Below are 16,948 nucleotides of genomic sequence, written 5' to 3'. Positions count from 1 at the left end.
TCGAGATCGTGCCAGAGCTGGAACATCTCGAGGGCTGGCTGAGCCGCGACAATCGCTGAGCCGCGTACACGAGGCGCTGAGCGACTGAGTTTCACTGCCGCGCGGGCAGCGTCAGTCGCCACGTCTGGCCGACCAGGTCGTGGCCGAAGCTGTGGTGCGGATTCGATGCGACGAGTTCGAAACCCGCGCGCCGATAGATATGCCGCGCGGAGGTCAGGATGTCGTTGGTCCACAGCACCATGTCGCGGTAGCCGACCTCGGTGGCGAATCGCACGCAGCGCTCGACCAGTGCGGAGCCGACGCCGAGGCCGCGCGCGGTCGGCTCGACCAGCAATAGCCGCAGTCGGGCCGTGGTCTCGTTCTCCGCGACACAGAAAACACAGCCCACCGGCTCGCCGTCGTATTCGGCGATCCAGGCCTGTTCGCGATGCTCGTCGTGGTCGTCCAGATAGTCCGCGACAATGCGGACCACGAGCGTTTCGTAGCTGGCGTCCCATCCGTATTCGGCGGTGTAGAGCGCGGCATTGCGCTGGATGACCCAGCCGTAGTCGCCGGGTTTCGGCGCGCGGAGCACCAATTCGCCGAGGCCTGGTCCGTCGAGAATGCGCTGGATGGTGCGCATGGAGGTGATCAGTCGCGCGCGCTCGGCCGGTTTGTGCGCATTGAGGAGGTGGCCGACTTCGGCGCTCGAGCGCTGATTGAGCACGGCGAAGATCTCCCTGCCGCGGTCGGTCAGCCGAACCTCTTGGCGTCGCCCATCGCTTTCGGAGCGATTGCGCTGGACCAGTCCGTCCTTTTCGAAGCGAGCCAGGATGCGGCTCAGATAGCCGGGGTCCAGGTCGAGTGTGCGGCGCAGCGTGACGGCCTCGCTCGCGCCGGAGTTGGCCAGTTCGAACATGATTCGCGCTTCGGTGAGTGAATATTCGCTGTCCAGCAGGCCCTCGCGCAGCACACCGATGACTCGGGTGTAACGGCGGTTGAATTCGCGCACAGCGTCGATATCGGTGGCGGCAACGGTGGTCACGGCGGCTCCTATTCTTTGACTGAGTCAAAGAATACGTCGGAACGGTCGTGTCGGTGTGGAATTCGACGGGGGATCGTGTGCGCCCAGCTCGAGTGGTAACTTGAACACCGTTCAAGCCCATCTGGGCTGTCACGCGACCGCGAGGAATCCTGTGGCATGAGTTCACCCACCCCGTCGGCTCCGCCGGCTGCCACCCCCCTGACCCCGCACGAGATCACCGCCGTCGACGCCGAACATGTCTGGCATCCCTACGGCGGCTTTCCCGCGACGACCGAACCGCTGGTCGTTTCCGGTGCTTCCGGAACCCGGCTCACCCTCGCCGACGGTCGGGAATTGGTCGACGGGATGAGTTCGTGGTGGGCGGCCATCCACGGTTATCGGCATCCGGTACTGGACGCCGCGCTGGTGGCGCAGTCGCAGCGGATGAGTCATGTGATGTTCGGCGGGCTCACCCATGAACCGGCGGCTCGGCTTGCCGCATTGCTCGTCGAATTGACGCCCGGCGGTCTGGACAAGGTATTCCTGTGCGACTCCGGTTCGGTATCGGTCGAGGTCGCGGTGAAGATGTGCCTGCAGTATTGGCGCGCGGCGGGTAAGCCGGGAAAGCGGCGGCTGCTCACCTGGCGCGGCGGGTATCACGGCGATACCTTCACGCCGATGAGCGTGTGCGATCCGCAGGGTGGCATGCACGCGCTGTGGACCGATGTGCTCGCCGAGCAGATCTTCGCACCGGCGCCGCCGCGTGAGTATTCGACCGAGTACGTGGCCGAGTTCGAGCGGTTGCTGGCCGCGCATGCGGCGGAACTCGCGGCCGTCATCGTGGAGCCGGTCGTGCAGGGCGCGGGCGGGATGCGCTGGCACGATCCGCGGTATCTGACCGATCTGCGGCGCCTGAGCGACGAGTACGGGGTGCTACTGGTCTTCGACGAGATCGCGACCGGATTCGGGCGCACCGGAGCGCTTTTCGCGGCCGATCACGTCGGGGTGAGCCCGGATGTCATGTGTGTCGGCAAGTCGCTCACCGGCGGGTATCTGACCTTGGCCGCCGCGCTCTGCACCTCCCGGATCGCGGAAACCATCAGCGCCGAGCACGGCGGGCTCATGCACGGTCCGACCTTCATGGGTAATCCGCTGGCCTGTGCGGTCGCGGTGGCCTCGATCGAGCTACTGCTGCAACGGGATTGGCGCGCCGAGGTGACCCGTATCGAATCGGAGCTGAATGCCGGTCTGGCCCCGGCGCGTTCGCTACCCGGGGTGTCGGATGTGCGGGTGCTGGGGGCGATCGGCGTCGTGCAACTCGATCATCCGGTGGATATGCGCAAGGCCACCCACGCCGCCGTCGAAGCCGGCGTCTGGCTGCGCCCTTTCCGCGATCTGATCTACACCATGCCGCCCTTCATCAGTACGACCGAGGACATCGAAAGCATCACCGCCGGTATGGTCGCCGCCGCCCAGGCCTGACATGTCAGGCGCGCCTGCGGGCGTCGGGCGCGGTTTCGGCGTTCTCGGGACGGTCTGTGTCGGAGACGATCTCCCAGACCCGGAAGACGCAGTGGTAGTCGTCGGCCCAGCCGGAGGCGATCAACAGATAGGTGTCGCCGTCGCGCAGCAGGACACGGCGTCCCGGAAGTCTCGGATGCTGCGGAGTGAAAGTGGGCACGAGCGAGTGCAATTTGGCCAAGGCCTGCTCGCGCGTGCCGATTACCTCCGCCAGAACCCGCGGCGACCAACGCTTGTGCTCGCCGGAACCTGTTGTCTCTTCGACGACTATCGCCCACCGTGGCACTCGGCCCTACTCCCTCTGGCGAAATGCCGCGCCACCGTCGGTCGGTGGCGACCTTCAACGATTGGCTCCAACGGTACCAGCACCAGACCCTGCCCATGCGGCTTGAACGGTGTTCAAGTACGCTGCGGAGCTGTGACTACCGATCCGTTGGGCTGGCTCGACGAACGCGCCGCCGAGCGCGTGCGCGTCGGGCTGCGCCGTGAGCTGCGACCCCGTGCGGCACAGTCGCCGTCGATCGACCTCGCCTCCAATGACTACCTCGGGCTGGTACGTCATCCAGAGGTCGTCGAGGGCGCGATCGAGGCCGTGCGACGCTGGGGCACCGGGTCCACCGGATCTCGGCTCGTCACCGGCACCACCGCCGAACACGAGCAGCTCGAGACCGAACTCGCCGAATTCGTCGGTGCCGAGGCCGGTTTGGTCTTCGCCTCCGGCTACGCCGCCAATCTCGGAGTGGTGACCGCACTCGCCGGGCGGGGCGCGCTGGTCGTCTCCGATGCGGCTAGCCACGCTTCGCTGGTCGATGCCTGTCGGCTCTCGCGTTCGCGCGTGGAGATCGCCGCGCATCGTGATGTCGAGGCGGTCGAGCGGTTGCTGGCCGAGCGGAGTGAGGAACGGGCACTGGTACTTACCGATTCGGTATTCAGCGCCGACGGCGATATGGCCCCGCTGGCCGAGCTGCACCGGGTTACCCGGGCGAATGGCGCGGTATTGATCGTGGATGAGGCGCATGGGCTCGGTGTGCGCGGCGTGGGTGGGCGCGGGCTGGTGCACGAGGTCGGCTCGGCCGGGGAACCGGATCTCGTCGTCACCGCCACGCTGTCGAAAGCCCTTGCCGCGCAGGGCGGTGTGGTACTGGCCAGCGAGCGGGTGCGTGCGCATCTGATCGATGCGGCGCGCACGTTCATCTTCGATACCGGACTCGCACCCGCCGCGGTCGGTGCGGCCAGGGCGGCGCTGCGGTTGTTGCGTCGAGAACCCGAGATGGCGGGTCGGGTGTTGGAGCGGGCCGCCGATATCGCACGCATTGCCGGTGTGGCGAAACCGGATTCGGCGGTTGTCTCGGTGGTGCTCGGCGAGGCGCAGGTCGCGTATGACGCCGCGCAGGCGTGCCGCGCACTGGGACTCGATGTCGGATGCTTCCGTCCGCCGACCGTGCCCGAGGGGACATCGCGACTGCGGCTCACCGCACGGGCGAATCTGACTCCTGGCGAACTCGACACCATCGCAACGGTCCTCGGCGAGGTGCTGGCGCAGGCCCGTGGATTGGTGACGGCATGAGCCAACGAAGTGAGCGAATCATCGACACAGCGCGCCTCGCGCATGGCGTCGCCGAGCGTCGGCGAGGCGAGCCATGAGCGTGCTGTTCGTCACCGGTACCTCGACGGAGGTCGGCAAGACCGTGGTGACCGCCGCGCTCGCCGCGGCCGCGCTGGCCGCCGGTCGGTCGGTGGCGGTGTGCAAACCGGCCCAAACCGGTGTGGCGCCGGGGGAACCCGGCGATCTAGCCGAGGTCGAACGCCTCACCGGTGTTACGAGAACGGTCGAGATCGCCCGGTATCCAGATCCGCTGGCTCCGGATACCGCCGCGCGGCGGTGCGGGCAGCCGCTGCTGACGTTGAGTGAAACCGCCACCGCCATCGACTCACTCGCCGATGCCGATCTGACGCTGGTCGAAGGCGCAGGCGGATTGCTGGTCCGCCTCGGCGAATTCACCCTGCTCGAGCTGGCGCAAAAGCTCGACGCTCCAGTGCTCGTTGTCGCGGCGGCCGGGCTCGGGACTCTCAACCACAGCGAATTGACCACGCGTGCACTGTCATCCGCCGGTGTCCGCTGTGCCGGGCTGGTTATCGGCTCCTGGCCGGACGAGCCGGGGTTGGCGGACGAGTGCAATCGTACTGATCTACCTCGGGTTACCGGAGTCGAGTTGGTCGGCGCGGTGCCTGCGGGTGCGGGTGGGTGGGATCGCGAGCGGTTCTCTGCCGCCGCACCCGGTTGGTTCACTCCCGGTTGGGCGAACTGACCCGAATCGGGCCCAGTAGTCGGCGAACATTTCCGCCGCCGACTCGGTGATCGTCACGCGCACTCGCCTGGCAGCACTCGCGAACCGTACCTACAGTGGAGAAGATGTCGCCGTTGGACGATCGGCACCCGTCCACCGTCTCGGACTGGGACGACGCGCGACGGAGGGCCCGGCTTCGGGACACTCGTCTCGGGCACGGGTGGCAGACGTTGCGCCGTACCAGGTTGGCGCTGCTGCGGGTCGCCTTGATATTGCTCGCTGGGCTCATCGTGTTCGCCCAGTACTGGGTGCACGACGTCACCCCGGAACGCGATCGTCTCGCGCGCACCGAACCCGCCGTCCTGCCGATCGCAACCCCCGCGCACGATCGCGACTGGGACACGGTCGTCGTCGATATGGTCGGTCTCGGTGGACTCAATGCCAGCAATACCGCGGCCGCGCTGCCCGCCCTCAGCGATATGGGAGTGGTATGGGCCATCAAATACGACAATCAAGGTATCGACACCAAGGTGATCGCGGATCTGATCATCCGCGCCGCCCAGATGTCGGGGCTGAAGAACGTTGTGCTGGTCGGACACAGTATGGGCGGGGTCATCGCGCTCGAGGTCGCGCGGCATATCCATCTCGACAGCGACCTGCGCCTGGCGGGAGTGATGCTGGACTGCACGCCGGTGGATTTGAATGCGGTGCGTCCGGAGAGTCGCGGTGCGGGCGAGGATATGGTGCGCTGGATGGGCTGGCTGCCGGGGGCGCGGGAAAGCCGTACCCTGCGGCTGGCGGTCGAAACCTACGCGCGCCGTGACCGATTCGTCGATCGCGGGGCCAACGGGTTGCCCGGGGTCCGGCTCGAGCCATTGCGCGATGTCGTCGAAGAAGTGTTGCGCGAGAAGGTCTTCTCCAAAGACGTGGCGAGCAACGGCCTGATCGAGACACAGTTCCTGGCGATCGTGGCGGGCGGTGCGATCAATGATCTGCGCGCGCTGTCCCGGCCCGCCGACGGCAAACCACGCCCGGCCATCGTCTTCATCCGCCCGCGCAATCCGGATAATGACCGGGTGGTGGATGTCGAGTACTCCCATCAGGTACTCATCGAGCGGGCCGGTGGCGTCGAGGGCTCGCTATTGGTCGTCATGCCGCGAAATACCGGGCACGCCAATCCGATGCAGCGTCCCGAGGAGTACAACCGAATCATCGATCAGCAGATCCTGCCGTTCATCGAGCGATATCAGGAACAGGTGCGCGCGACGACTTCCGCGGCGGCGCCGCGCTGAGGGGGATGGCAGCCGGCGGGGTGGGTGAACACAGTCGGCATCGGGCGCTGCGTTGGAATCAGGCTAAGGCAAACCGTATGCGTGCCGGTTTCGTCTTGATTGAATCACCGCATGTTCCGACCACGTACGTTCCTGACCGGCCCGCGCGGCCGCGCTATCGCCGCCTTGCTCGCTGCGGTGACCGTTGCGAGCTTGGGTGTGACCGGCTGCGCGAGCGACGACAAGCCGGTCGGTAAAACCGACGCTCCGCTGCCCACCGAAATCCCCGCGGGCACAAAGCTCGTGCTCGCCGATCAACAAGAGCGGTTCAAGTCGGTCCTCCAGTTCTCCGGCGAGCTCGACAAGCTGCCGTTCACGGTGGAGTTCGCCAATTTCATCGGTGGACCGGCCATCCTGGAGGCATTCCGGGCCGGCGCCGCCGATGTCGCGATCGTCGGCGATGTCCCGCCGATCCATGCACAGGTCGCCGGTCAGGATGTGCCGATCGTCGCGGCTTACCAATCCGATCCCAACGCACTGAAACTCGCGGTGGCGCCGGGCAAGACGGCCACCACGCTCGCCGACCTGAAGGGCAAGAAGATCGCCTACGCGGAGGGCACCGCCCAGCAGGCCGCAGTACTGCGGGCGATTGCCAAGGCCGGGCTGAAACCCACTGATGTGCAACTGGTCCGGCTGCAGCTCGCGGAATTCCTCGACGCGGTACGCACCGGCCAGGTCGATATCGCGCCGCTGGCCGAACCGAACGTCACCCGGCTGTTGCGTACCCCGGGCGCCTCGCTGATCCCGGATTCGGAGACCACCGGCATCTACGGCGGTGTCGGCTACCTGTACGCGCGCCGTGCCGCAGTGACCGATCCGGCCAAGGCAGCGGCGACTCGGGCGGTGGTCGCCGCCTATATTCGCGCCTACCAGTGGGTCAATACCCACCAGGAGGAGTGGGCGCGCAAGTACTACGTCGAGAACCAGAAGGTCAGCGCCGATGATGCCAAACGCATCGTCGACTCGTCCGGCACCTACACCTTCCCGCATCTGGATCAGCAGCTCATCGATCGCCAGCAGGGCACCATCGACGCGATCGACAACGCGGGCGAACTGCCCAAGAAGGTCCGCGCAGCGGACGATTTCGATCTGCGCTTCGACGCCGTCATCACCCAGGCCGTCTCCGAGAGCGGCGCCGCATTCGAACCGAAGGCGAAATAGCAATGGCTACCTTGGATGCCGGTGTACTCGGCCGGCTCGGACGAAGTTCACACACCGCCGCGGCGCCGGTTCTCGCCCGCCGCAAGCCGACTCGGCCCCGACTCGGCCCCGGCCGCCCGATTCCGTTCGGCATCGCCATCGGACCCGTGTTGCTGATCGCGGCATGGGTGATCGGATCCGCCTCGGGCGCACTGGATGAGCAGACACTGCCCGCGCCGTGGACGGTCGCCGAGACCGCACGCGATCTGCTCGCCGACGGCAGGCTGCAGTCGAACCTGCTGACCTCGCTGAAGCGCGCGGCCTGGGGCCTCGGCCTCGGCGTGGTGATCGGTGTGGTGCTCGCGTTGATCGCCGGATTGAGCCGCGTCGGTGAAGCCCTGCTGGACGGGCCGATTCAGATCAAACGCTCGATTCCGACGCTGGCGCTGATCCCGCTGTTCATCGTGTGGTTCGGCATCGGTGAGGACATGAAGCTCATCGTCATCACGACCAGTGTGGCGATTCCGATCTACATCAATACCCACGCGCAACTGCGCGGCGTCGACAGCCGGTATGTGGAATTGGCCGCAACGGTGGGTCTTTCGCGATGGGGATTCATCCGCCGGATCGCATTGCCCGCTTCGCTGCCCGGATTCTTCACCGGACTGCGGCTGGCGGTAACCATTTCCTGGCTGGCCCTGGTCGTGGTCGAACAGGTGAATGCCACCAGCGGCATCGGCTATCTGATGACGCAGGCGCGTACCTATGGCCAGATCGACGTCATCGTGGTCGGCCTGGTGATCTACGGCCTGCTCGGATTGTTCGGCGATCTCGCCGTGCGCGCGACAGAACGGAGGGCGCTGTCATGGCGGCAGACGATCGCGGACTGAATGTGGTCCGAACCCGCGGTCTGCGCAGGGGTTTCGGCGACCGCGTCGTGTTGCACGGTATCGATCTCGATATTGCGCGTGGCGAATTCGTCGCACTGCTCGGGCGCAGCGGTTCGGGTAAGAGCACCTTGCTGCGCGCGCTGGCCGAGTTGGATCGCGACGTCCTCGGCTCGGGTGAGTTGCGGGTGCCGACCGAACGTGCGGTCGTGTTCCAGGACTCGCGGCTGCTGCCGTGGAATCGGGTTCTGGACAATGTGACTCTCGGCTTGAAGAGTGCCGATGCCGCCGAGCGCGGTCGCACCGCGCTGGCCGAAGTCGGCCTCGCCGGGCGGGAAAAGGCCTGGCCCAAGGAGCTTTCCGGAGGTGAGCAACAGCGCGTCGCCTTGGCGCGCTCCCTGGTCCGGGAACCGGAGCTGCTGCTTGCCGATGAGCCCTTCGGTGCGCTGGATGCGCTTACCCGCATCAAAATGCATGTGCTGCTGCAGGATCTGTGCGCCAGGCACAAGCCGGCCGTCTTGCTGGTGACCCACGATGTCGATGAAGCGGTGCTGCTCGCCGACCGCGTACTCGTCCTCGACGACGGACGCATCGCCGTCGACCAGCGCATCGATCTGGAACGTCCACGCCGCCACCTCGATCCGGACTTCAATCGCCTGCGCGAGCTGCTGCTCGCCAGCCTCGGCGTCGATGCCGCGGTCCTGCACGATGAGAAGAAGGCCTCATGACCCGCCAACTCAGCCTCAATGCGTTCATCTACCCTTCCGGACATCACGAGGCGGCCTGGCGGCATCCGCAGAGCCGACCCGACCGGATCTACGATGTCGCCTATTACCAGGAGATCGGCCGCACGGCCGAAGCCGCGAAACTCGACGCGGTGTTCTTCGCCGACGGGCCCGCGCTGCGCACCAATGTCAAGCACAATGCGGCCTCTGGTCTGGAACCGATCACCCTGCTGACCGCGATCGCGACGGCCACAACCCATCTCGGTCTGATCGCCACCGCGTCCACCACCTACTACGAGCCCTACAACCTGGCCAGGCTGTTCTCCACGCTCGATCACATCTCCGGTGGCCGGGCGGGCTGGAATATCGTCACTACCGGAACCGATCTCGCCGCGGCGAATTTCGGGCTCGACAAACATCCCGATCACGCGACGCGATACGCGCGGGCGCGAGAATTCGTCGATGCGGTCGTCGCGCTGTGGGACAGCTGGGAGGACGACGCCATCCTGCTGGACCAGGAGGCGGGCATCTACGCCGATCCGGACAAGATTCACCCGATCGACTTCGTCGGCGAATACCTCAGCGTACGAGGACCGTTCAACGCGCCGCGCACCCCGCAGGGACATCCGGTGCTCGTACAGGCCGGTGCGTCGAATGACGGCCGGGCCTTCGCGGGCCAGTACGCCGAGGCGATCTTCACCGCACACCAGCGGCTCGAGGATGCGCAGGCGTTCTATGCCGATATCAAGGCCAAGGCCGCCGAATTCGGCCGGGACGCCGAGCAGATCAAGATCCTGCCCGGTATCAGCCCGTTCATCGGCGATACCGAGGCGGCGGCCGAACAGTTGGAGCGGGAGTTCAACGAGCTCACGGTGCCCGAATACGGGCTGAAGCAGTTGGAGGGCATCGCCGGGGAGAGCTTGCGGAACCTGCCGCTGGATGAACCGGTGCCGCTCGAATTGTTCAGCGATGCGGGCGATGTCACCGACAACGAGCGCAGCCGTCGGCAGGTAGTCGCCGGAATCGTGCAGCGGGAGCGGCCCACCCTGCGCGGGCTGCTGCATCGCCTTGCCGGTGCGAGGGGACATCGAGTCTTCGCCGGCACGCCGGAGCAGGTCGCGGACACCATCGAGGAATGGTTCCGCAATGGCGCCGCCGACGGTTTCAATGTGATGCCGCCCTACTACCCGGGTGGTCTGGAGGTCTTCGCCGAGCAGGTCGTCCCGATCCTGCAGCGGCGCGGCCTGTTCCGCACCGAATACACCGGAACGACACTGCGCGACCACTTCGGTCTGCCGCGACCCGAGAGCCGGCATGCCCGGCGACCGGCGCTCGCGCGGTGAGCGACTGTATCGGTCCGCATCGAGCCCGGCGCGATGATCGGCGTCGTCGGCCCAGGCTCCGGCAGGAAAACGCTGCCAGCCGGGGTCCGGCGGCCGTTGCGGAAGCCGGTCGACCGTGGCGGGTGCGGCGTGAACTTTCGGAGTAAGCGACCTGGCCATTGTCGCCGGGCGCGGGGCCATCGGCGCGTCGAGCGCGTGCGTACCGGCGTCGTCCGCACCGTCGGCGATGAGCATCTCGAAGCGCTGACGCAAGGTGCCCGGCGGCATCTTCGTGTGCGGACGCTCCGATGCCGGCTTCCATCGGCGCCGGCGCTGTGAGCGAGCGGATGGCCAACATCCGAATCAGGCATCTGGACGTTCCTTCCAGGCGTGTGCGCCGACGAAGGATTCAGCGCACGCGGGTGCCGAGCAGATGACGCACGCCGCCGACGAACAGTTGCAGACCGAAGTCGAAACGTGCTGTCGCGTCGGGGGTTTCGTTGAGCGGTGAGGCGTCGTCGGTGAGCGCACCGGCCGAATCCATCTGCATTCTGGACTGTTCGTCCACGGTTTGTCCGAGCACGTAGTACAGCAGCGTGTATGCCGCGAGTTCCGCTTCCGGCCGCGGCACCCCGCCCCGGATCGCGGCGCCGACGAGTCGTTCCCGCCCCTTGCTCGTGGTGAGTCGGGAGGCATAGGTCGCCGAGACCAATTCGGCGCCGTCGCGATAGGCGAGCAGGCAACCGCGCAATCGGTGCGCCAATTCGGTGATCTGGCCCGACCAGTCCTCGGCTTCGATCGGATCCTCCATCGGGGCCAGAATCCGGTCGGCGACCGCGCCGAGCAGCGCCTGCTTATTGGGGAAGTGCCAGTACAGCGCACCGGGCTGGACCTGGAGTGAACCGGCGAGCCTGCGCATGGTCAGGTCGGCGAGACCGTACTGGTCGAGAATGGCGATGGCGCCGTCGACCACGTCCGCGCGGTGCAGCTGCACGCTGTTTCCTTCCGCTGTATTCGATTGCGGCATTCCCGGGGCCTTCCGTGGTTACGCTCGCTGCCGCCTCCAGGCCCGTCGCTCATACCGCGCGTGCTTTGACTCACTTGTTACCGCTACCCTAGCCTGAACACCGTTCAAGTTGCACGGCCACCTCGGCCGGACGAAGGGATTCGTGCAGTGACCCAGGCACCCGTCCAAACCGACATTCTGGCGACCGCCCGCGAGCAGGTGCTCGAGCGCGGCGAAGGCCTCACGCAGGAGCAGACCCTCGAGGTGTTGCGGCTCGGCGACGACCGGCTCGAGGAACTGCTCGCCCTCGCGCACGACGTGCGCATGAAGTGGTGCGGTCCCGAGGTCGAGGTCGAGGGCATCATCAGCCTCAAGACCGGCGGCTGCCCCGAGGACTGCCACTTCTGCTCGCAGTCGGGCCTGTTCCAGTCGCCGGTGCGCGCGGCCTGGCTCGATATCCCCAGCCTGGTCGAAGCCGCCAAGCAGACGGCGAAGACCGGGGCTACCGAGTTCTGCATCGTCGCGGCCGTGCGCGGTCCGGACGAGCGGCTGATGGCGCAGGTCGCCGCCGGTGTCGAGGCCATCCGCAACGAGGTCGACATCCAGGTCGCCTGTTCGCTCGGCATGCTCACCCAGGAGCAGGTCGACCAGCTCGCCGCCATGGGCGTGCACCGCTACAACCACAACCTGGAGACCTCCCGTTCGCACTTCCCGAACGTCGTCACCACGCACACCTGGGAAGAGCGCTGGGACACCCTGCGCATGGTGCGCGCGGCCGGCATGGAGGTCTGCTGCGGCGGCATCCTCGGCATGGGCGAAACCCTGGAGCAGCGTGCGGAATTCGCGGCGAATCTGGCCGAGCTCGAGCCGGACGAGGTGCCGCTGAACTTCCTCAACCCGCGTCCGGGCACCCCGTTCGGCGACCTCGAGGTGCTGCCCGCCGCCGACGCACTGCGCGCCGTTGCCGCATTCCGGCTCGCGCTGCCGCGCACCATCCTGCGCTTCGCGGGCGGTCGCGAGATCACCCTCGGCGACCTCGGCGCCAAGCAGGGCATCCTCGGCGGTATCAACGCTGTTATCGTGGGCAACTACCTGACCACCCTCGGTCGGCCCGCCGAAGCGGACCTGGATCTGCTCGGTGAGCTGAAGATGCCGATCAAGGCGCTCAACGAAACACTCTGAATCGGTCACGAAAGAGGCTGGCGCCGTGAGTACTGTCATGGATATGGACGAGCGCTACAACCCGTTCACCGGCAAACGCATCGTGCCGGGGCTCGACGATCCGGTCCCGGCCGCCGCGGCACTGGGACTGGAGCCGCCGCGCTTCTGCGAGCAGTGCGGTCGGCGCATGATCGTGCAGGTCAGCCCGGATGGCTGGTGGGCGAAGTGCTCGCGACACGGCGTGCTGGATTCGAAGAATCTGGAACACCGCTAGTGGTGGCCGAATACGGCGACGTCGTCACCGCGCCGACAGGATCGGCCCGGATGGCGGGCGTGCGGCGTGAGCTGCGGGCATCCGCGCTGATCGCGGTCGGGGTGGTGCTGCTCGGCGTGCTCGGCGGTGTGGTGTGGGCCTTCGTGGCACCCACCGAGCAGTATCTGGTGGTCAAGGCGCGTGCAGGCGCGGAACCGGCCAAGGGCGCGGCCCTGACCGGGGAGAGCGTGCACCAGTTCGACGCGCTGGCGATCTTCGTCTGCATCGGCGCGGTGCTGGGTGTGCTGACGGCGATCGGCGCATGGCGTTGGCGTCGCGTGCGCGGACCGCTGCTGCAACTGGGGCTGCTGATCGGTTCCGGCGCAGGCGCTTACGTGATGTCGAAGGTCGGCGAGCAGATCGTGCAGTGGCAGCATCCGATGCCCTACGACCCCGCGGTCGGCCAGATCGTTCGGCTGCCGGTGGAGGTCGGCAGTTGGCTGGCGCTGCTCGTGCAACCGCTGCTCGCCTCGCTGATCGTGCTGTTCCTCGCTGCGCTCAGTCCCACAGAGGATCTCGGCACCGGCTTCAGCGGCCCGCTCGGCGATTCGCGGCCATACTTCACTGCGGCAAGCGGATTCGCGTCCGTCGACAATGCCGATTCGATTCGTGGCGCTGCGAACGGCGGGCCGGTGCCCTATGGTGTGCCGTATGGCGGCTTCGGACCGCCCGGTTCGGATCGTGCGCGCTGACGTTATCCGAACCGTTGCCCGCGCGGCGGCACAGACGTACCAGAATGGCCTAGAATTGTGGGACACGCTGTGCGTTCAGAGAGGAACGGATCATGGCGTTCGTTGGTAGCGGGCCAGTGGTCGAAGAACTCGACGCGAAATTCTGGCGGGTCGTCGAGCCGCTCGTCTATCACGGTGCCACACAGGAATTCGTCATCCCAGCGGGCTTCCGCACCGACTTCGCGTCGGTGCCACGAGCATTGGTCTGGCTGATACCCCGCTACGGCGCCTATACCCGCGCCGCCATCCTGCACGACTATTTGCTCAGCTCGCACGAGGTGAGCGCCGGCGACGCGGACGGCCTGTTCCGCCGCTGCCTGCACGAGTTCAACGTATCGGTACCGCGTCGTTGGATGATGTGGGCCGCAGTGCGTTTGGGGAGCGGACTGCGCGGCGCCACTCTCGGTGATATCGCGCGCTTTCTGCTCATCGCGATCCCCTCGATCCTGTTCCTGGCTATCCCGGTCGTCGTGGTGCAGGTGTTCCTGTGGTTGTTCTGGTTGGTGGAGTTGGTGTTCTGGGCTGCGGCGCGCGTCGGACAGCGCACCGCAGCCCCGCCACCACAACCCCAGATGAAGACCGCCTGACCGTCCGGCCCGGAACTCTCTTCCAGCAGTTCAACCTGCGCATTCGCATGTCCTCATCGAGGTTCGCGACCTGTCTTGATCTCATTGCACACCAAGGGGGTGTCGCTCCCGCTATCGGAACATGCAGGAGGACAGATGGAATCGCGTCTGCGACCGTCGCCGAGAACCGTTTTCGCACAGCAATTTCGCCGCGCTGTTCGAGGCCGCGAGCAATCCGACCTTGCGTCGGGTGGCGGCTGCGGCGGAGGCGCGGACGCGAGTGGGCGGAGGCGCGGACGCGGGCGGCACGAGCGGCCGGCCAGAAGTGCGGCGCATCGGTTCAGCGCATCAGCGATTGGAAGGCGGTCCGCAATGTGCCCGCCACATTCGAATCCTGCCGAGGGCCCTGTATTGACGAAGGTCACGGGCTTGTTCCGCAAGCCCGTTCCTTCGGCGTTCCCAAGGACACGAGAAGGCCCGGCACCAAATCCAACGGTGCCGGGCTTGGTTGTGTTCTCAGGGACGCTCGAACTCGCCATCGTTCACGCCAGAGGTGAAGGCGTCCCACTCACCGGGAGTGAAGACCAGCGCCGGAGCGGTCGGATTCTTGGAGTCGCGCACGCCGACCATGTCCCCGTCGAGGAAGGCGACCTCAACGCATTCGCTCCCCCCGGAACTGTGGCTGGACTTGAACCACTGCGCCCCGGTCAGGTCAGTTTTCACGCTCATACTCCCTTGCTATCTCTCTCACTAGGTCTCTGCTCGGGCGATCGTCCAGCGTCGCTGCCAGCAGGCTACGGAACGTCTGACGACACCTACGTACGTCGTCCATGCCTTCAAGGTAGACGTCTCCGGTGAAACTCTCGGCAAACACTATGGTCGGCTCGACTGGCTTGCCCCTGCTGTCCTTGGGAAACGTCATGATGATGAACTGGGACACCACGATGCCGGTGGGGAAGCCTGCACGGAACGGCAGGACTCGCACCTGGACGTTTTCTCGAGTGCTCAGGTCCGCGATGTGGCGCAACTGGGCAGCCATAACTCGCGGCCCTCCGACGACGGTCCGCAACACATTCTCGTGCAGGATGACCAAGAGCTGCATCGGCTGACGCTGGCGCGTGACGCTGTGCTGCCGCTGCATTCGGAGCGCTACGCGACGTTCCAGTTCCTCATCCGAATCGTTCGGAAAGTACTGCTTATCAAGGGTTCTCGCGTAATCAGCGGTTTGAAGGATTCCAGGCACGATCAGCGGCTGGAAGATCGCCAATTCGCTAGCGCCACCTTCCAACCCGACGTACGTATTGAACTTCGCTGCGATAACGTCACCATAGCTTCGCCACCACGAACGGGCCGGGGTCTGCCCGGCCAGTTCTTTGGCCGCGGCGATCTTCTCTTGATCGAGTCCGTACACCTCGCACAGGCCCAAAACATCACGGACTCTGACCTTTTCGGTCAATCCACGTTCCAGACGGCTCAGGGTGGACTTGTTCCACTCCATGAGCGTGGCGGCCCGTTCCATAGTGAGCCCGGCACCCTCACGCGCATCTTTCAGATACCGGCCGAGCTGTCTGCGCGGCAATGTGCTGCCTACCGCCTCTGACTCGTCGTCATCGGTCACGTCTCCCCCTCTCGTTGCACGCTGAAGTACTTGCATGTTGCAGAACGCGACGATCATAGATGGCGTTGTACAACCCGATCAGGTGATTTGGGCGAGTTTTCCCAAGTCATCATGTTGGTACGCACCCACCTTGGCTCTTGGCACACCCTGGACGCGCACCCAGAACCGGGAAAGGCTCCAGCTATCCGCCGCCGCAGTCTGCTAGGGCACACCGGCCAGCGCACATGGAGCGCGCTGGCTAGTGGCGACCTCCTCCGCCCCGGTTCTGGGTGCCTCCAACACCTTTGGAAGGCCGACTATGGATCACCTTCTCGACCACAACCCGTGCGGCGAGATGACCCGCGAACTCGCGCACCAAGTCATGCAGCAGCATATCGGCTGCCCGATCACGGTGTGCGCGGTCAAGTTGCAAGCCAAGACGTTCCTTGTCCACACCAAACGGCTTGTGCCCCAGTCGACTCCGCGTACACGCTTCGGGTTCTGATGATGTCTCCGGATGAGTTGACCCGGCTGGCGGAGGAGTTGCGGAAGCTGCCGCCGCGCGACCCGGAACCCGACGATGTCCCGTCGTCTTGGCTTCGGCGCGACGATGGGACATGGTCGGCTGTCTACCCGGACGGCGTGGTCGGCGAACCGTTCTCATTCGCACAAATGCTCGCTATTCGCGGCGAAGATATAGGTGAAGTCCTGGAATCGCTCACGTCTGCTGGGCTGGTGACAGGCGCTCAGATGACTGGCGCGGAGTTATTCGAAGGCCATCAAGAGTAATCCAGCGGCACACTCGACGCCCCGATGAATCAATCCATGCGGTATCCGAATGATCTGCGGAAGTTGGCATTCCATCCTGCGGGCGGGTACCTGATGACCGCGAGCTGGCCGGGCGGCGTCCGACAGTGGATCTGGACTTCCAGCACGCCGCGGATCGCGTCTGCGATATCACCCGCGATGTGCTGACACCACAGTGTGGCGGGATCACGCGCCGCAGCTCCCGTACGAACCGCCGTGCGGGTGAAAATCGCTGGTGGCGGTGTCGGGGGCGCGGATACCGTTGGTGCACAAGGTCGAGCGTGGGAAGGAGGTGGCGATGAGCGAGGATGTGTTGACCAGGCATGGGCAGGGGGTGCTGGTTCCGGAGGTCGGAAAGTCGGAGCGGGCGGATCTGGTGGCGTGGCGGCGGCGGGATGCGTTGCGCCGGTCCAGTGCTGCGCAGCCGATACCCAGTGCGCGGCGGTATCGGCGGAAGGCGAAACACAAGGGGCGGGAGCGGGATTGAGGTCGCGTCCCGTGTGATCGCTTCGGGGGAGCGCTCGCCGAACCGGGAGGGGCGATCGTGGGG

The 16,948-nt window shown here is 66.0% G+C and carries 18 protein-coding genes; 13 read left to right on the top strand and 5 right to left on the bottom strand.

Annotation, left to right across the window (positions count from 1 at the left end; genetic code table 11):
* Window positions 1–91: 91 nt before the first annotated feature.
* A complete protein-coding gene (locus ACQPXH_RS22905) occupies window positions 92–1,024 on the bottom strand; it encodes a bifunctional helix-turn-helix transcriptional regulator/GNAT family N-acetyltransferase (RefSeq protein ID WP_433598571.1) in 933 nt (310 codons plus the stop codon).
* 156 nt (window positions 1,025–1,180) lie between these two features.
* Here ACQPXH_RS22905 and ACQPXH_RS22900 point away from each other — a divergent pair, with 156 nt between their 5' ends.
* The gene (locus tag ACQPXH_RS22900; protein ID WP_433598570.1) at window positions 1,181–2,485 is read left to right on the top strand and encodes an adenosylmethionine--8-amino-7-oxononanoate transaminase; all 1,305 of its coding nucleotides are present in this window, start codon (window positions 1,181–1,183) and stop codon (window positions 2,483–2,485) included.
* Window positions 2,486–2,489: 4 nt separating this feature from the next.
* Here ACQPXH_RS22900 and ACQPXH_RS22895 read toward each other — a convergent pair whose 3' ends face one another.
* Window positions 2,490–2,810 (bottom strand): hypothetical protein, encoded by a 321-nt coding sequence (locus ACQPXH_RS22895; protein WP_433598569.1) that lies wholly within the window; start codon window positions 2,808–2,810, stop codon window positions 2,490–2,492.
* A 132-nt stretch (window positions 2,811–2,942) separates the two neighbouring features.
* Here ACQPXH_RS22895 and ACQPXH_RS22890 point away from each other — a divergent pair, with 132 nt between their 5' ends.
* The 7 genes from ACQPXH_RS22890 (at window position 2,943) to ACQPXH_RS22860 (ending at window position 10,238) form a co-directional block, all read left to right on the top strand.
* Window positions 2,943–4,091, top strand: a complete 1,149-nt coding sequence (locus ACQPXH_RS22890) for an 8-amino-7-oxononanoate synthase (protein WP_433598568.1) — start codon at window positions 2,943–2,945, stop codon at window positions 4,089–4,091.
* A gap of 73 nt (window positions 4,092–4,164) precedes the next feature.
* Window positions 4,165–4,833 carry a dethiobiotin synthase gene (gene bioD, locus ACQPXH_RS22885; RefSeq protein WP_433598567.1) on the top strand — a complete coding sequence of 223 codons (669 nt, stop codon included), beginning with the start codon at window positions 4,165–4,167 and terminating at the stop codon, window positions 4,831–4,833.
* 104 nt (window positions 4,834–4,937) lie between these two features.
* Window positions 4,938–6,104 (top strand): alpha/beta fold hydrolase, encoded by a 1,167-nt coding sequence (locus ACQPXH_RS22880; RefSeq protein ID WP_433598566.1) that lies wholly within the window; start codon window positions 4,938–4,940, stop codon window positions 6,102–6,104.
* A 111-nt stretch (window positions 6,105–6,215) separates the two neighbouring features.
* Window positions 6,216–7,304, top strand: coding sequence for an ABC transporter substrate-binding protein (locus tag ACQPXH_RS22875; protein WP_433598565.1), 1,089 nt, complete (start codon window positions 6,216–6,218; stop codon window positions 7,302–7,304).
* A gap of 2 nt (window positions 7,305–7,306) precedes the next feature.
* Window positions 7,307–8,173 (top strand): ABC transporter permease, encoded by an 867-nt coding sequence (locus tag ACQPXH_RS22870; RefSeq protein WP_433598564.1) that lies wholly within the window; start codon window positions 7,307–7,309, stop codon window positions 8,171–8,173.
* A complete protein-coding gene (locus ACQPXH_RS22865; protein WP_433598563.1) occupies window positions 8,149–8,898 on the top strand; it encodes an ABC transporter ATP-binding protein in 750 nt (249 codons plus the stop codon). Before ACQPXH_RS22870 ends, ACQPXH_RS22865 begins: the two co-directional genes overlap by 25 nt.
* On the top strand, window positions 8,895–10,238 hold the full coding sequence (locus ACQPXH_RS22860; RefSeq protein WP_433598562.1) for an LLM class flavin-dependent oxidoreductase: 1,344 nt from the start codon (window positions 8,895–8,897) through the stop codon (window positions 10,236–10,238). The genes ACQPXH_RS22865 and ACQPXH_RS22860 overlap by 4 nt, the downstream gene beginning before the upstream one ends.
* Before the next feature lie 388 nt (window positions 10,239–10,626).
* On the opposite strand, the gene ACQPXH_RS22855 is transcribed toward ACQPXH_RS22860, so the two are convergent.
* Window positions 10,627–11,211, bottom strand: coding sequence for a TetR/AcrR family transcriptional regulator C-terminal domain-containing protein (locus ACQPXH_RS22855; RefSeq protein ID WP_433598561.1), 585 nt, complete (start codon window positions 11,209–11,211; stop codon window positions 10,627–10,629).
* Between the two features lie 180 nt (window positions 11,212–11,391).
* Between ACQPXH_RS22855 and bioB the strand changes: the two genes are divergently transcribed.
* From bioB to ACQPXH_RS22835, 4 genes are all read left to right on the top strand, one after another.
* On the top strand, window positions 11,392–12,405 hold the full coding sequence (bioB, locus tag ACQPXH_RS22850; RefSeq protein ID WP_063042115.1) for a biotin synthase BioB: 1,014 nt from the start codon (window positions 11,392–11,394) through the stop codon (window positions 12,403–12,405).
* A 37-nt stretch (window positions 12,406–12,442) separates the two neighbouring features.
* The gene (locus ACQPXH_RS22845) at window positions 12,443–12,658 is read left to right on the top strand and encodes a hypothetical protein (RefSeq protein WP_174415049.1); all 216 of its coding nucleotides are present in this window, start codon (window positions 12,443–12,445) and stop codon (window positions 12,656–12,658) included.
* A 50-nt stretch (window positions 12,659–12,708) separates the two neighbouring features.
* On the top strand, window positions 12,709–13,389 hold the full coding sequence (locus tag ACQPXH_RS22840) for a DUF2567 domain-containing protein (protein ID WP_433598560.1): 681 nt from the start codon (window positions 12,709–12,711) through the stop codon (window positions 13,387–13,389).
* A gap of 92 nt (window positions 13,390–13,481) precedes the next feature.
* A complete protein-coding gene (locus ACQPXH_RS22835; protein WP_433598559.1) occupies window positions 13,482–14,015 on the top strand; it encodes a DUF1353 domain-containing protein in 534 nt (177 codons plus the stop codon).
* 495 nt (window positions 14,016–14,510) lie between these two features.
* Here ACQPXH_RS22835 and ACQPXH_RS22830 read toward each other — a convergent pair whose 3' ends face one another.
* Both ACQPXH_RS22830 and ACQPXH_RS22825 read right to left on the bottom strand, forming a co-directional pair.
* Entirely contained in the window at window positions 14,511–14,717 is a 207-nt protein-coding gene (locus ACQPXH_RS22830; protein WP_433603542.1) for a DUF397 domain-containing protein, read from the bottom strand.
* A complete protein-coding gene (locus tag ACQPXH_RS22825) occupies window positions 14,707–15,612 on the bottom strand; it encodes a helix-turn-helix domain-containing protein (protein ID WP_433598558.1) in 906 nt (301 codons plus the stop codon). Before ACQPXH_RS22825 ends, ACQPXH_RS22830 begins: the two co-directional genes overlap by 11 nt.
* A 1,084-nt stretch (window positions 15,613–16,696) precedes the next feature.
* Here ACQPXH_RS22825 and ACQPXH_RS22820 point away from each other — a divergent pair.
* Window positions 16,697–16,885 carry a hypothetical protein gene (locus ACQPXH_RS22820; protein WP_397087997.1) on the top strand — a complete coding sequence of 63 codons (189 nt, stop codon included), beginning with the start codon at window positions 16,697–16,699 and terminating at the stop codon, window positions 16,883–16,885.
* The last annotated feature ends 63 nt before the right edge of the window (window positions 16,886–16,948 follow it).

This window comes from Nocardia sp. CA-135953, from assembly GCF_050955735.1.
Lineage (GTDB): Bacteria > Actinomycetota > Actinomycetes > Mycobacteriales > Mycobacteriaceae > Nocardia.
The sequence above is the reverse complement of the archived record's forward strand: the minus strand, read 5'-3'. Positions and strand labels throughout refer to the sequence as shown.

Bases quoted from the DNA above. Each gene is read 5' to 3' on its own strand.
- ACQPXH_RS22845 (WP_174415049.1), top strand. From the start codon at position 12,443: ATGGATATGGACGAGCGCTACAACCCGTTCACCGGCAAACGCATCGTG.
- ACQPXH_RS22870 (WP_433598564.1), top strand. From the start codon at position 7,307: ATGGCTACCTTGGATGCCGGTGTACTCGGCCGGCTCGGACGAAGTTCA.
- ACQPXH_RS22875 (WP_433598565.1), top strand. From the start codon at position 6,216: ATGTTCCGACCACGTACGTTCCTGACCGGCCCGCGCGGCCGCGCTATC.
- bioD (WP_433598567.1), top strand. From the start codon at position 4,165: ATGAGCGTGCTGTTCGTCACCGGTACCTCGACGGAGGTCGGCAAGACC.
- ACQPXH_RS22865 (WP_433598563.1), top strand. From the start codon at position 8,149: ATGGCGGCAGACGATCGCGGACTGAATGTGGTCCGAACCCGCGGTCTG.
- ACQPXH_RS22840 (WP_433598560.1), top strand. From the start codon at position 12,709: ATGGCGGGCGTGCGGCGTGAGCTGCGGGCATCCGCGCTGATCGCGGTC.
- ACQPXH_RS22860 (WP_433598562.1), top strand. From the start codon at position 8,895: ATGACCCGCCAACTCAGCCTCAATGCGTTCATCTACCCTTCCGGACAT.
- ACQPXH_RS22900 (WP_433598570.1), top strand. From the start codon at position 1,181: ATGAGTTCACCCACCCCGTCGGCTCCGCCGGCTGCCACCCCCCTGACC.
- ACQPXH_RS22820 (WP_397087997.1), top strand. From the start codon at position 16,697: ATGAGCGAGGATGTGTTGACCAGGCATGGGCAGGGGGTGCTGGTTCCG.
- ACQPXH_RS22880 (WP_433598566.1), top strand. From the start codon at position 4,938: ATGTCGCCGTTGGACGATCGGCACCCGTCCACCGTCTCGGACTGGGAC.
- ACQPXH_RS22835 (WP_433598559.1), top strand. From the start codon at position 13,482: ATGGCGTTCGTTGGTAGCGGGCCAGTGGTCGAAGAACTCGACGCGAAA.